Annotated in this window: 11 protein-coding genes; 4 read left to right on the top strand and 7 right to left on the bottom strand. The window is 35.9% G+C overall.

The window, feature by feature from the left end; genetic code table 11:
- Positions 1 to 9: 9 nt before the first annotated feature.
- The 6 genes from RCJ95_RS13815 to RCJ95_RS13790 form a co-directional block, all read right to left on the bottom strand.
- The gene (locus RCJ95_RS13815) at positions 10 to 1,278 is read right to left on the bottom strand and encodes a TRAP transporter large permease (RefSeq protein WP_004226042.1); all 1,269 of its coding nucleotides are present in this window, start codon (positions 1,276 to 1,278) and stop codon (positions 10 to 12) included.
- A complete protein-coding gene (locus RCJ95_RS13810; protein WP_048391136.1) occupies positions 1,259 to 1,756 on the bottom strand; it encodes a TRAP transporter small permease in 498 nt (165 codons plus the stop codon). The genes RCJ95_RS13815 and RCJ95_RS13810 overlap by 20 nt, the downstream gene beginning before the upstream one ends.
- 246 nt (positions 1,757 to 2,002) lie before the next feature.
- The gene (locus RCJ95_RS13805; RefSeq protein ID WP_446722416.1) at positions 2,003 to 3,049 is read right to left on the bottom strand and encodes a DctP family TRAP transporter solute-binding subunit; all 1,047 of its coding nucleotides are present in this window, start codon (positions 3,047 to 3,049) and stop codon (positions 2,003 to 2,005) included.
- 57 nt (positions 3,050 to 3,106) lie between these two features.
- Positions 3,107 to 4,141: a DctP family TRAP transporter solute-binding subunit gene (locus RCJ95_RS13800; protein ID WP_446722415.1), complete on the bottom strand. Its 1,035-nt coding sequence runs from the start codon at positions 4,139 to 4,141 to the stop codon at positions 3,107 to 3,109.
- Positions 4,142 to 4,421: 280 nt separating this feature from the next.
- The gene (locus RCJ95_RS13795; protein WP_257520371.1) at positions 4,422 to 5,090 is read right to left on the bottom strand and encodes a response regulator; all 669 of its coding nucleotides are present in this window, start codon (positions 5,088 to 5,090) and stop codon (positions 4,422 to 4,424) included.
- Positions 5,087 to 6,574: an ATP-binding protein gene (locus RCJ95_RS13790; protein WP_221681034.1), complete on the bottom strand. Its 1,488-nt coding sequence runs from the start codon at positions 6,572 to 6,574 to the stop codon at positions 5,087 to 5,089. The genes RCJ95_RS13795 and RCJ95_RS13790 overlap by 4 nt, the downstream gene beginning before the upstream one ends.
- 915 nt (positions 6,575 to 7,489) lie before the next feature.
- Between RCJ95_RS13790 and RCJ95_RS13785 the strand changes: the two genes are divergently transcribed.
- Entirely contained in the window at positions 7,490 to 8,758 is a 1,269-nt protein-coding gene (locus tag RCJ95_RS13785; RefSeq protein WP_004226054.1) for an L-lactate MFS transporter, read from the top strand.
- 269 nt (positions 8,759 to 9,027) lie between these two features.
- A complete protein-coding gene (locus RCJ95_RS13780; RefSeq protein WP_036118779.1) occupies positions 9,028 to 9,720 on the top strand; it encodes an AIM24 family protein in 693 nt (230 codons plus the stop codon).
- A 40-nt stretch (positions 9,721 to 9,760) separates the two neighbouring features.
- On the opposite strand, the gene RCJ95_RS13775 is transcribed toward RCJ95_RS13780, so the two are convergent.
- Positions 9,761 to 11,011, bottom strand: coding sequence for an NAD(P)/FAD-dependent oxidoreductase (locus RCJ95_RS13775; RefSeq protein ID WP_048393473.1), 1,251 nt, complete (start codon positions 11,009 to 11,011; stop codon positions 9,761 to 9,763).
- Between the two features lie 286 nt (positions 11,012 to 11,297).
- Here RCJ95_RS13775 and asnB point away from each other — a divergent pair, with 286 nt between their 5' ends.
- Together asnB and RCJ95_RS13765 are read left to right on the top strand one after the other, a co-directional pair.
- Positions 11,298 to 13,148 carry an asparagine synthase (glutamine-hydrolyzing) gene (asnB, locus tag RCJ95_RS13770; protein WP_313150561.1) on the top strand — a complete coding sequence of 617 codons (1,851 nt, stop codon included), beginning with the start codon at positions 11,298 to 11,300 and terminating at the stop codon, positions 13,146 to 13,148.
- A 262-nt stretch (positions 13,149 to 13,410) separates the two neighbouring features.
- A complete protein-coding gene (locus RCJ95_RS13765) occupies positions 13,411 to 15,024 on the top strand; it encodes a putative polysaccharide biosynthesis protein (protein WP_221681031.1) in 1,614 nt (537 codons plus the stop codon).
- Positions 15,025 to 15,032 lie beyond the last annotated feature (8 nt).

Below are 15,032 nucleotides of genomic sequence, written 5' to 3'. Positions count from 1 at the left end.
CTTAATGCCTTATTTCATTTGCTCTGGTAACCAGAGAGAAAGTTGTGGGATTAAGACAACAAGTGCTAAGAAGATAATCATTAAAATGATAAACGGTATAACGCCTTTTACCACTTCCCCAAGTTTTTCTTTTGCTATCCCACTTACCACAAAGAGATTCAATCCAACTGGTGGTGTGATCATACCTAATTCCATATTAATCGTCATAATAATGGCAAAGTGTAATAGATTGATATCGAAGTGTGCAAGAATTGGCAATAATATTGGTAAAGTGATTAAAATAATAGAGACAGCTTCTAAGAACATACCCATAATAAAGAACAAAATATTGACAATGATCATAAAAATCCACTTATTTAAATCGCTTTCAGCAATCCATGCGCCCACTTGTTGTGGTACTTGTGCATTTGTTAAATAAAGCCCAAATAACGAAGCGGCACCTATTATTAAGAAAATCATAGCGGTAATATTAATAGATTCTACTAATACTTCGCGGAAATCCTTTAGCTTCATTTCACGATAGATAAACAAGGATACAATAAGGCCATAGAAAACTGCAATCACCGCTGATTCAGTTGGTGTCACAACTCCTGAATAGATTGTTCCTAAAATTAAAAAAGGTAAAAATGCTCCCCAAATGGCTTTTAAAGATTTACGCCCACGTTCTTCCCAAGAAGCTGGTTGATCTCCATTAAATCCATTGCGTTTCGCATAAAAGATGGCAGCAATAATTAAAATTCCTGTTAAAGCTAATCCAGGAAGAACCCCAGCCATAAATAATTCACCAATTGATTGCTCCGAGGTGATACCATAAATAATTAATGGAACACTCGGTGGAATTAAAATTCCTAATGTACCACCTGCTGCAACAAGTCCCATCGAATAACGTTTTTTATAGCCTGCTGAAATCATTGCAGGGATCATAATAGAGCCAATTGCTGCTGCTGTGGCAGGTGAAGAGCCTGAAATAGCGGCAAAAATAGCACAGGCAACAATTGTAACAACTGCAAGACCACCTGGCAGGTGACCAATCCATGCACGTAAAGCTTCAATTAAATATTTTGATATCCCACCGCGCGCCATTAATACGCCAGCTAGCACGAATCCTGGGATGGCCATCATAGGGAAGGAATCTAATGCAGTAAAAATGCGCTGTGGAATCATATTCATATTAAAATCTATTTGGAAGAACACTAGAATTGTTGATAGTGCTAAGCTAATAGCAACAGGTACTCGTAGAAATAATAGCAAAAAGAAACTAAGTAAGAGGATTAGCATATTCTTCATCCTTTCCTCGTAGAATATTAACTAATCGTTCTACGAATCTTAGTAAAAATAAAATACCTGAAAGAGGTAGGACTAAATATACAATCCACATTGGAATCCCGATATCAAGTGAAACCATACCAGATGTATAGCGATTTTCCACTAAAACAAAACCATAGTACGTGTAAATTAAGCAAAAGGCGATGCTCAAGCCTGTTGCTACTAAATCTAATAGACGTTTTTTCGATGGCTTTAACTTGTCATATAGAATATCCACCTGTATATGCTGATTGTGGCGAAGAGCTAAGCCAAACCCCAAAAATGTACCCCAAATTATAGAATAGCGTGCTAATTCCTCTACCCATGCTTGTGGTTCATTGAATATGTAGCGCATAATAACCCCATAAAAAATGAGTACAACACCTGCTACGAAAAAAATTCCTGCAAGAATTTCTTCTAAGTAGCCCCATATTTTATAAACGGCCTTCATGTTTTTGCCTCCTTTATTTAAAGTTAAAAACGGATGCTTTTATTCCCACTGTAAATGTTGCAGTTTGAAGTGAGCTTCTTAGCACCCGTTTTTAAGTAAGCGATATACTAATAAAATTATTGATATTGATGATAAATCATCTACTACAGTGCAACTTCCTAACAAAGAATACCCTAGAAGTTGTTACGATTTTCTATTCCTTACATCAACTAATTGTTGGAATAGTAAGTTTTTTAAGAACTCTGTTTATTTTAAATCACGAATACCATTAATGAGTTCTTCTGTGATAACATCAGTAAACTCTTCATAAACTGGTTCCAGTTGTTTTTTGATGGCTTCTTTTTCAGCATCTGATAGCTCAATGACTTCGATGCCAGAGTTTTTAATGTTTTCGAATGATTTTTCGTTTTCTTCCGCAGCTAAATCCCAAGCTAACGTTGTTGCCTCATTTAATGATTCTTCAACTGCTGTCAATAGCTCTGAAGGTATTTTTTTCCAAAATGTTTTGTTTACAAAGATGGCATAGTCTAGACGACCATGTTCAGATACGGAGAAGTACTTTTGAACTTCTTGATATTTTTGAGTATCAAAGTTATTAAATGTGTTTTCTTGTCCATCTACTGTTCCTTGTTGTAAGGCAGCATACGTTTCACCAAATGCAATTGTCGCAGAACCTGCATTTAAAGCTTTAAACTGCGATTCTAAAACTTTACCTGCTTGTGCTCTGAATTTTAGTCCTTTAAAATCGTCCACTGTCACAAGTGGGTGTTTGTTATTGGAAAAGTGTTTAAAGCCATTTTCCCAGAACACGAGACCTTTAATGTCGTTAGCTGCTAGTTGTTCAGATTCTAAAATTAATTTTGCAACATCTGAATTAAAGAACTTACGAGCATGCTCTTGATTTTCAAAAAGATATGGCATATCAACGTATTGCCAGCGAGGGTCGATTTTTACCATTTTCGTTACAGAAGGAGCAATCATATGCACATTTCCTGATACTAAGGCATCTAATTCATCGTTATCTCCATAAAGTTGCGAGGATGGATAAACCTCAACTTTCACTTTACCCTCTGTTTTTTCCTCTACTAATTTTGCAAATGCCTCGGCTGCTTTACCTTTAACACTATCAATTGAAGTTACATGCGAGAATTTAATAACAAGAGGTTTTTCTTTGGTGTAGCCACCATCTCCCTCAGCTGCTGGTGCAGAAGCTTGTTCTTTTTTGTCGCCACCACAAGCTGCAAGTACTAGTAAAAGCAAAGCCATGAATGACATGAAAAGCCATTTTTTCATTCTATATCCCCCTAAAATATATATTTATAGTTAAAAGGGCAACCTTTTAAACCCTAGTTAATGAAATTGATTTTTAGGAAGTGCCTCAATATATTTAAAACCATAATTTTCTGTATAATAGTCGTATACTGGTTTAAAGGCGTTTTCCCAATCCTCTATTTCTTCCTCCGTTAAATAATGAATTTGTATGCATTGACATGCTTCCATTTCCTGAAGTCTTTCTGCACTTAAATTCTCTGCTTGTTGCCACTCCCATTTTTGTACTTCCTCAAGAGTATCAATCAAAAGCTCCTGTACATTTTTAGGGAGGGAATTCCAAAATTCATTGTTCATTAATAACAAATAGCCTAGATAGCCATGATTACTAATAGTTAAGTAATCTTGAAGTGAATGTAGATTTTTGCTTGTAATATTAGTGAGCGTATTTTCTTGCCCATCAACATTGCCTTTTTGTAGTTGATGGAAGACCGTATTAAAATCGATTCGTCTAGGATAGGCACCGGCAATGGAAAATTGCTCGGCTAAAATATCACTTGGCATTATTCTCATGCGTAAGCCTTGTAAATCAGTTAAGTTTTGGATGGGACGAATACTATTACTTAACTGTTTAAAACCACTATCCCATATGCCCATCGAGATTAGATTGTGTTTATTTAATCTCTTCATTAATGATTGCCCAACTTCGCTTTCAACATATGTATGAACTTCTTTTGCATTTTTAAATGCATAAGGTAAATCCATGACAGACCATTCGGGTACAAACGTAGTAATTTTTGAAATGGCAGGGGCAATCATCTGAATATCTCCTCTTAAGAGAGCATTCATCTCCTCACCATCCTTGTACAGTACACCATTTGGAAAAACTTGAATCTCTACATGACCATTACTTCGTTCCTTAATAAGCTCCGCAAATTTAATTGCTGCCATTCCTTTTGGTGTGTTTTCACCAACAACATGTGAAAAACGAATGACAATTTGTTCTTCATGACTTAATTGCTCATTGTCAGTTGGATAGGTTTGCTGTTGACAGCCTATAAGGATGGTTAAAAACCATAAGTTTAAGAATAGTACTTTTATAGGGTTACGCCACATGTCAATTCACTCCTAACTGTATAAGATGTGAACGCTTTCTATTGTATTTTATACGAATAAATATTCAATATTATGGTTTTAATGAACATTTTGGTATTTATGGTATATAACAATTAGTTATATTGATAAATTGTTATAATACAAGATGATTGCTAGAGAAAAAAGAATCTGCTTACTTTTCTTTTATTAATGTGCATAGTAAAGCATCATAAAGCTATGCATAATAAGAAAAATAGCAGATTCTATATGAGTTTTTATTTTAATAACTATTTGTGCTCAACTATTTTATAGAATAATATTTCGTTGGTCGTCCAACTGTTCCATATTGTAGTTCAATGCTAACGGTTCCTTTAGTTGCTAAAAAATCTAGGTATTTTCGAACTGTGACCCTTGCCATTCCAACATTTTGGGCCAGCTGCTCGGAGGTTATAGCTACTCGATATGTTGTTAAATAATCTAATATTTGTTTCATCGTTAAATTGTTTAAGCCTTTAGGTAATTCATTTGACCCTTGTTGTATACCTAGCCAATTATCAATATCCTCTTGATTTAAGGCCGTGCAATTAGAAAACAACTTGGAGCTATTTTTATATTGCTGTAAAGCTTTTTCAAAACGTTCGAAACGAAAGGGCTTAATGAGATAATCGCTTGCACCAAATCGTAAAGCCTCTTGAACAGTCGGAGCATCCCGCGCAGCAGTTATCAGAATAATATCTGAGGGAATCCTTTCTGAACGGAGTTTTAAAAATAAATCCATACCAGTCATATCTGGTAAAAACATGTCTAGTAAAATTAAATCTGGTTTTTTCACTTTAATTTTTTCGTAAGCATCACGACCAGTGATCGATTCGCCTACAAGCTGAAAACCAACCATTTTATTTAAAAAACCTTTATTTATCTCAAGCACCATTGGATCGTCTTCTACAATAAAAACTGAAAGTATGCTCATTGTTCCTCTATCATCCCTACCTCAATAGTAATATTTGTACCGATATTGACCGTTGATTCAACTTGTATATTTCCGTTATTAGATTCTACAATTTGTTTAACAAGTGCAAGGCCAATACCATGTCCTTCCTTTTGTTTGGTAGTAAAACCATATTCGAAAATTCGATGCGGTAAACCTATTATCCCCAAGCCACTATCCTGTACTTCTATATATAGATAGTGCTTATCGCCAATTAACGTTAATCGTACATCTTTATACGTACACTCAAAGCATGCTTCCATCGCGTTATCAAGCAAATTCCCAATTATAGTTACCAAATCACCACTAGAAAAACCGCTCATAATATCGGCTAGCTTTGAATCATCATCAATGGTCAGTTCCACGCCGAGTTCTTTTGCTCGCGAGTACTTCCCAAGTAGTAAACCTTGAATTGAGTAATCAAGTATTTTATCATGTAAAATTTGTATAATTTCCTCTTCATCCGTAATTTCATCAATAATAAGACTCAGAGCTTCCTCATTACGATCTAGTTGAATTAATCCTGCAATACTATGTAAACGGTTCATATATTCGTGCTGTTGAGCTCGTAAGGAATCCACAAGCATTTTAATCCCTGTTAATTCTTCAGCTAACATATTTGCCTCTTTACGATCCGTTAACATTATAAGGTATCCAGCATTTTGATCTAAAATTCGAATAGGGAAGGTGCGTACTAAATACATCTGGTCATGTATAAGTAAAGGTCTATATATTTCATGCTGCTGTAAAATGTCTTCCGCAAGCCATGTCCCATTAAATAATTCTTTGCGGGAAATTCTTTGTTCAAAGAAATGAGTATACTGCCTTGCGAGACGGTTAATAAATGATACATTACCGCTTTCGTCAGTTGCTAATATACCGATATCCATTGCCTGTATAATGCCAGATCGTTCTTCGACTAAGCGAGCGATTTCGTATGGTTCTAAGTTAAATGTTTGACGCTTTAAGTGATTAGCCACCCAGACTGAACCACCTAATCCAATAGCTAGTCCCCAAAAAAGAGAAATCAATATATCAAATTGATATTCATCTAATAGGTTGTACCATTTTGGTGTGAGTAACCCAACTGTAATAACACCAACTTGTTGTGTACCTTCTTCATTCATTATAGGAACGAATGCACGGATGGAATAGCCAAGCACTCCCTGAGCTTTTGATATGTATTCATGCTGTGAAAAAGCTTCTATTTCGTCTCCACCCTCAAAAACTGTGCCAAGTTTGCTCTCGGAAGGGTGAGAATAGCGGATTTTCTTCATATCAATAATCACGATATAATCAACATCAGTTGTTAAACGAATTCTCTCCGCAATGGGTTGAATAACTTCAAATCCATTCGGCTTCCCAACATTATTTTGTACATCTGTCAGTTGTGAAACGGTTCTCGCGATAGCAATGGCTCGTGCTCCAAATTCTTTCTCAAATGCACCCGAAAGGTTATGGAGCATGATAGCACCACTTGTTGCTATAGAAAAAAGGACAATAATAAATGAAAAAATAAACATTTTTAGACGTAAAGATATATTTTTCATAGACATATAAAAGAGCGATAGCTATTAGCTTTCTTTTATACATTCATCACCTCAATTCTACAAAATAAGCATGTTTACCTTAAAACATACTAAAAATTCTTAGTTTATACTAAATTACCATAAATAACAAAGCTGTTGTAATACAAGATTTGTTGAAGAGTATTTTTTTTATTGTGTAGTATAACAAAACGATTGATAAATATGATTTATATTGTTGTAATGGCATACATATGCCAGAAAATTGGACTCTAATATATATATTTGAATAATAAAAAATTTTTCACTTTCAATAAATAATTTGAAATATACATTGATTGTATTGTAATTTTTTGAAATTATAATAAAAATATAGAAATAAAAGACGGAAACCAGCTTTTTGTTCATACATATAAAAGTAAAAATCTTGTAGAAAATAGTTTCAAATTTCTCTTCTGTTCTTAAAAATTCTAGCGTAATAAACTAAATAAATAGTTCTTTCTTTAGATAGATAATAGAAATTAATTTTCTAATTAAGATTTTATTCATAAACAGCATGTGAAAATATACACAAAAATAATTATTTAAGAATAATTAATATATAACGATAAAATAGAGTAGAAAAATAATAAAATCTAGTATATGTAGATTTTTTAGTTTGTAAAACTTCATTTTTCTTAGAGGCTGTAAGGTTTGTTTGATTTTAATTTTTAAGAAAAGAATGAAAAACTTTTTGGAGAAATAATATTTTTTAGAAAAACATCTTGCATTTGAATAATTCTAAGTGGTAAATTGTTTTACATGGACGTTCATAGAATTTTCACAGGTAGCAAAAGAGGGGAGAAATGAGAATTTATGAATAAAAATAGATGGTTAATTGCATTATCTGCAATCGCTATTCACCTTTCAATCGGTGGAGCCTATGCATACAGTGTATACAAGCTACCGATTGTCACAGAAATGGGATGGAGTGAAACAAAGGTAACGATTGCCTTTACCATTATGATGGGATTAGCTGGTTTCTCAGCTGCATTATTTGGTAGTTTAGTAGAAAAAATGGGACCACGTAAATCGGCGATGGTAGCAGCTGTCTTATTTGGAGCAGGACAAGCTGGTGCTGGTGTAGCCATTTCAATGGATTCTGTTGTTATGTATTGGTTAACATATGGTGTTCTTAGTGGATTAGGAATGGGGATTGGCTATATTGCACCTGTATCAACACTTGTAAAATGGTTCCCAGACCGTCGTGGTCTAGCAACAGGTATGGCCGTACTTGGTTTTGGATCGGGTGCACTGATTACAGCACCAGTCGCAGCCAACTTAATGGAGGCAGTTGGCATTTCTACAACATACTTTATTCTAGGGGCAAGTTACTTCACGTTAATGATTTTAGGGGCTTCATATATAGCACCACCTAAGCCAGGTTATATGCCTGCTAATATGAAAGCAGCTGCCAATAATGGTAAGGACGTAGTGAAGAAAGATTTAGCTGTTATGTCAGCACGAGAAGCTGTTAAAACAAAGCACTTCTGGATGCTTTGGTCAATGCATTTAGTTAATGTAACAGCAGGGATTATGATGATTTCTGTTGCTTCACCAATGGCACAGGAAATTGTTGGTCTATCAGTTGCAGGTGCTGCCGCAATGGTAGGAATTATGGGGTTATTTAATGGTGGTGGCCGTTTAATCTGGGCCGCTGTGTCTGATTATATCGGTCGTTCTAACGTTTTCGTTATTTTCTTTACAGCACAGCTAATCACATTTATCGTTTTACCACATACAACTAACGTAATTATTTTCCAAGCACTTATCTTCTTAGTTGTTAGTTGCTATGGTGGTGGGTTCTCAAATCTACCTGCATTTGCAAGTGATTTATTTGGCACAAAGCAACTTGGTGTGATTCATGGTTATTTATTAACAACGTGGTCATTGGGTGGAGTATTTGGACCGTTGTTAGTAAGTGCAATCAAAAATGCGTATGGAAGCTATATTCCTGTATTCTATGTATTCGCAGGTTTAATCGCAGCTTCGTTGATTATTTCCTTAACGTTACGTGCAGATGTACGTAAGCAAACAGCTTTAAAAGCAGCGCAAAATGTTGGAGATGTATCTGCTACACAATAATATGAACTTTCAAATTACTATATAGGTGTCATTTCGTGGATGGCACTTATATAGTTATTTTTTTGAATTAATTGTTATATAACAAGTACAATTTCTTTGTTTAATGTATAACAGCACATGTCTGATGTCAATAACATTACTGGAAATAAAGTGATTTCGTAATTAAAAGAGAAATTTTGTAACGAAATTCATGATGAGGAACAAACTATTAAAAATTGAATCTTTTCTCAAAGATCAACGTATATAAAGTAATTAGGGAGGGATCAATCATGGGGAAATTTTCTTTAGATGAATTTGTTCATAAAACACAGCAGGACGATAATGAGAATGATTATTTTGAATTGGAAACTGAACGCGTATTAGAGGTTAATCTAAACGGTGAAGTGTGGTCAAAAATGGGCGCTATGATTTCCTATACAGGTGATATTAAATTTGAACGTGAGCGCGTCTTGGAGCATGGTCTTGGCAAAATGTTTAAAAAGGCTTTAACGGGTGAAGGTACGCAATTGATGAAAGCTAGCGGAAAGGGCAGACTCTACTTAGCGGATCAAGGAAAGAAAGTAACTGTTTTTGATTTGAAAAACGACAGTATTTGTGTCAATGGCAATGATTTACTTGCCTTTGAGCCTAGCATCGAATGGGATATACGTTTGATGCGTAAAATGGCTGGCATCATGTCAGGTGGTTTATTTAATGTAACCCTTCAAGGAACAGGGAAGGTTGCGATTACAACTCATTTTGAACCACTGACATTATTAGTGAAACCAGGTGAAACAGTATATACTGATCCGCATGCTACTGTCGCATGGTCAGGCAACTTAACACCTGAATTTAAAACAGATATTAGCTTCCGTACATTTATCGGCCGAGGCAGTGGAGAATCCATCCAGATGGCGTTTTCTGGTGAGGGCTTTGTTATTATCCAACCATTTGAAGAAGTTTATATGTCTAGTGAAAGCTAAAAAAGCGCGTCCGTTTTCTACGGACACGCTTTTTCTTCTATTATAATGCCGCATGCATTCCTGCAATACGTCCCGTTACAAGGGCTGAAGTGATGTTATAGCCGCCTGTATAGCCATGAATATCAAGAATTTCTCCACAAAAGAACAGTCCTTCTTTTTTCTTTGAGGCCATTGTTTTTGGCTCGATTTCTTTTACAGAGACACCGCCACCTGTTACAAACGCCTTATCGAGTGACTGTGTGCCACTCACTGTTAAGGTGAAGTTTACTAGTAAACGTGCTAGCTGACGAATTTTCTCTTGGGATAATTCAGCGCCCGTCAATTGAACATCAATATGTGCTCGCTCACATAAGAACAAGAGCCATCGTTCAGGTGCTATGCCTTTCCAAACATTTTTCACAGCCTTTTTCGGATCTTCTTTTATTAATTTATTTAAATATTGTAGACATGTTTCTTCATTATAATGTACCAGTGTTTGAATACGCATTGTCACGGGCTCATAGCCTGTTTTCATTAATTCTTTCACAACGAATTGACTACAACGCAAAATAGCAGGACCACTTAAACCAAAATGGGTAAAGAGCATATCCATTTGATGGGTGACGAGTGTCTTGCCTTTTTTATTTAGCACGGAGACAGCAACATCACGCAATGCTAGTCCTTGTAGCTCACGTGCTTGAATAAAATCTTCTTTTGAAATAACAGGGACTTCTGTTGGGAATAAGGTAGTGATTGTATGACCCGCACGTTCAGCCCAAGGATAGCCATCACCTGTTGAGCCTGTTTGTGGAACCGCCTTGCCCCCAACGGCTACAACGACTGCTTGACTACGGACTTCTGTGCCATCAGCAAGACGTACACCCAAAATTTTATCTTCATCCATTAGAAGCTTACTGACAGCTGTGTGTAAACGAACTTCAATATGAAGACGTTGTAGCTGTCTAATCAGCGCATCAACGACATCTTGTGCACGATTGGATACAGGGAACATTCTACCGTGGTCCTCTTCCTTTAGGGCGACACCAAGTCCTTCAAAAAATGCAATTATATCTTCATTATTATAAACGGTAAATGGACTATAGAGAAAACGGCCATTACCGGGTATATGTTTCACAATTTCTTCAACAGGCAAACGATTTGTAACATTACAGCGTCCTCCGCCAGAAATGGCCAATTTCTTGCCTAGTTTTGTGCCTTTTTCTAACAATAACACCTTCTTTTTGCGCTCTCCAGCAGCAATCGCCGCCATTAATCCAGATGGGCCACCACCAATCACGATTACATCATACATAGTTAGAAACTCACTTTCTGTTCAAATTAGGAATCTTTCCTATTATACATGAAGTCTATATAGAGAGGGGCTTTCTTTGACATTGAAAATAATAGAAAAGTGTTTTATAATTCTTTATCTCTTCTTTTGGGATGAAGAGCTTATACAGTAGAATGAAACACAATATTCTTTTTATACAATTGGATGAATGAAAGTTTTCCTTTATTAGCATTGTCAGCATGAAATGAATGTCTTTTCGTGCTATTATGGTAAAGGTTATGCACTAAATTATGAGGTGAAAAATAGAATGTGCGGATTTATAGGTTATATTAATGGAACAAATGTGATTGATCATCATCAGACGATAGAAAATATGATGAATACAATTATTCACCGTGGACCAGATAGCGGTGGTATTCATAGTGACGATAAAGTGACGTTGGGTTTCCGTCGATTAAGTATTATTGACTTATCAGACGTAGCAAATCAACCATTATATAGTGCAGATGGCAATATTGTGCTTGTATTTAATGGAGAAATATTTAACTTCCAAGAGCTGCGTGCAGATCTTATTGAAAAAGGTCATACGTTTAAAACGCAGTCAGATAGTGAAGTCATTATTTATGGCTATGTAGAATATGGCGTAGATTTTGTGAAGAAACTGCGTGGGATGTTTGCCTTCTGTATTTGGGATAAAAAGAATGATTTACAATTCATTGCGCGCGATGGCTTTGGAATCAAACCATTATATTACTCTGAGCATACAACTGACGGTACGTTTATCTTTGGTTCTGAGATTAAATCGTTTTTACCACACCCATCATTTATTAAAGAGTTAAATAAACAGGCACTTCGCCCTTATTTAACATTCCAGTATTCATCTATGGATGAAACATTCTTTAAAGGTGTCTTTAAATTACCACCAGCACACTATATGCTAATTCAAAATGGACAAATGCAAATCGTGCAATATTGGGATAAAAAATTCCATGCAAAAGAAGCACCAATCGAAAAATATATTGAAGAAATTCGTTCAACTGTTAAAGAATCTGTAGAGGCTCATCAAATCAGTGATGTAAAAGTTGGTTCATTCTTATCGGGTGGTATTGACTCTAGTTATATTACGTCCTTATTACGCCCAGATAAATCCTTCTCAGTCGGGTTTGCGGACTATGAAGATATGTTCAATGAGACAAATCTTGCAAAAGATTTATCGGATACGTTGAATATTCAAAATGAACGTAGATACATTACAGCAGATGAGTGCTTTGAAGCGCTACCTAAAATTCAATGGCATATGGATGAACCACAATCCAATCCATCTTCAGTGCCACTTTACTTCCTTTCGGAGCTTGCTTCAAAGGATGTAACGGTTGTCCTATCAGGTGAAGGTGCTGATGAAATTTTTGGTGGGTATGCTTGGTATCAAAACTCAGGAAGAATGCAAAAATACGAAAAATTACCATTAGGTCTTCGTAAAACATTACGTGGGATGGCAGAAGCTCTACCGAAAAATCAATACACGAATTTCCTTATTAAAGGTGCTCAAACAGTAGAAGAGCGCTTTATTGGAGAAGCGGTAGTGTGGGATGAAGTAGATGCTATTAATGTTTTAAAGCCAGCTTATAAAAATGCCCCATCTGTAAAATCGATTACAAAACGTATTTATGATGAAGTGCCTGGCGATGATGATGTGACAAAAATGCAGTATCTAGATCTAAATCTTTGGATGCCTGGTGATATTTTATTGAAGGCAGATAAAATGAGTATGGCACACTCGATTGAATTACGTGTACCATTTTTAGATAAGGAAGTAATGGAGTTAGCGAAAAATATTCCTTCAAGATACCGTGTGAATGATATCGATACAAAATATGTTTTACGTCAAGCTGCACATCAGGAATTGCCAGAAGAATGGGCAAAGCGTCCGAAACTTGGATTCCCAGTGCCAATTCGTCACTGGTTACGTGAAGAAAAGTATTACAGTATGGTAAAAGAAATGTTTACAACTGACTTTGCAAATGAATTTTTTGATACAAAACAATTAGTTGGCTATCTAGATGAGCACTACGAAGGGAAAGCAAATCGTGGTCGTTATATTTGGACAGTTTATGTATTCCTAGTATGGTATAAAAAGTTCTTTGTGGACATGGTATAAGAAATACCTTAATCGGTGGGGATGTTCAATTCCTCACCGATTATTTTAAGGCCTTTTTTCTTCAAGTTTCTTTATGAATGAACTTTTTGGTGTTTTTATGCGTCTCATTTCCTATAAATGTGGTAAGATTACAATTGGTTTACTTAAATCATTTACAAGGTGACAGCGTTTGCATGTCGTGTATGAGTAAGGAAAATGTTTTATAAGAGCCATTAAAGTGTTACGATAATAATATTGATTTTACAATGAATGGATGGGTATGATGTCCAATTTAATGAAAGGTACTGCGATATTAACAATGGGGATGTTTTTATCGAAGGTACTCGGATTAATTTATATTTTTCCGTTTTATGCAATTGTTGGCGAGAAGAACATTGCGCTTTACCAATATGCATATATTCCCTATTCAATTATGCTGGCAATCGCCATTTCAGGTGCACCAATAGCCGTCTCTAAATTTGTATCCAAATATAATGCCATGGGGGATTATCAATCGGGTCGCAAGCTGATGAAATCTGGCATTCTTATTATGATGATGACTGGCTTTGCAGCATTTATTGCCCTCTTTCTACTTGCTACGCCAATAGCAGGGCTAGTTATTAAGAGTGAGGAACAAGTCTTTACAGTCGAACAAATTGCTTCAGTAATACGATGGGTTAGTTTTGCCTTAATCGTAGTACCATTTATGAGTCTATGGCGTGGCTTCTTCCAAGGCTACGACAAAATGGAGCCTACTGCCGTTTCACAATTGGTGGAACAAATTGTGCGAATTGTTGTGTTACTTGGTGGATCGTTCCTAGTGGTTATTGTGTTTAAAGGAAAACCAGAGACAGCCATCTCCTTTGCTGTGTTTGCTGCATTTATCGGGGCAATCGGAGGATTAGGTGTTCTTTATTATTACTGGAAAAAGTATCAGCCTGAATTTAACTTATTACGTAGCCAAAGTGTGACTTCCACACAGTTACCAATGTCCAATATTTATAAAGAAGTGATTACCTATTCCATCCCAATGGTGTTTGTAGGGGTGGCCAATCCGTTATTCCAATTAGTCGACATGCTTACGTTTAATGGAGCAATGACGTCCATTGGTTTAGCAGAAGTAACAGATACTTATTTATCGATGATTAACTTTATGACACATAAAGTTGTTATCATCCCTGTTATGCTAGCGACTGGATTTTCGATGGCGCTTGTACCAACAATTACAAAGTATTTTACACAGGGGGAGTATTTAGCGCTCCGCCATGCAATGGATAAGACCTATCAAATTTTAATCTTTATTACATTGCCAGCTGTGGTTGGTATTTCTCTATTAGCCAATGAAATTTATTTTATGCTTTATTCAGAAAGCGAAATGGGAGCAACGATTTTAGCGCATTATGCACCTGTTGCTATTTTATTTGCGTTATTTCAAGTCACAGCAGCACTACTTCAAGGAATTGATTTTCAAAAGTGGATTGTTTTCAGCTTATTATCTGGAATTTTCGTAAAGCTAGCATTAAATATTCCTTTAATTCGCTGGTTAGAGGCAGATGGTGCAATAGTAGCTACAGCTATTGGCTATAGTGTTTCGATTATCATTAATATGCTTGTGTTACGAAAAACGTTGAATTATCGATCAGAAATGGTTGTGCGTCGTGTCATGCTAATTGCTTTATTGACAATGGCGATGGCCATTAGCGTGCTGATGGTGCATAAATTATTGGAATTACTAATGGGACCAGTTGATAGTAAATTCTCAGCATTACTATTCTCAATTATTTGTGCGGGTGTTGGTGCGGCTGTTTATGGCTTTTTATCATTACGCCTAGGTTTAGCCCAAAAGCTATTAGGTGAACGATTAACCCGTATTATGAGTAAACTGGGATTGAAATAGGAGTGGAA

This window comes from Lysinibacillus sp. BSL11, assembly GCF_052928325.1.
This window is presented reverse-complemented; position numbering and strand designations above follow the sequence as displayed.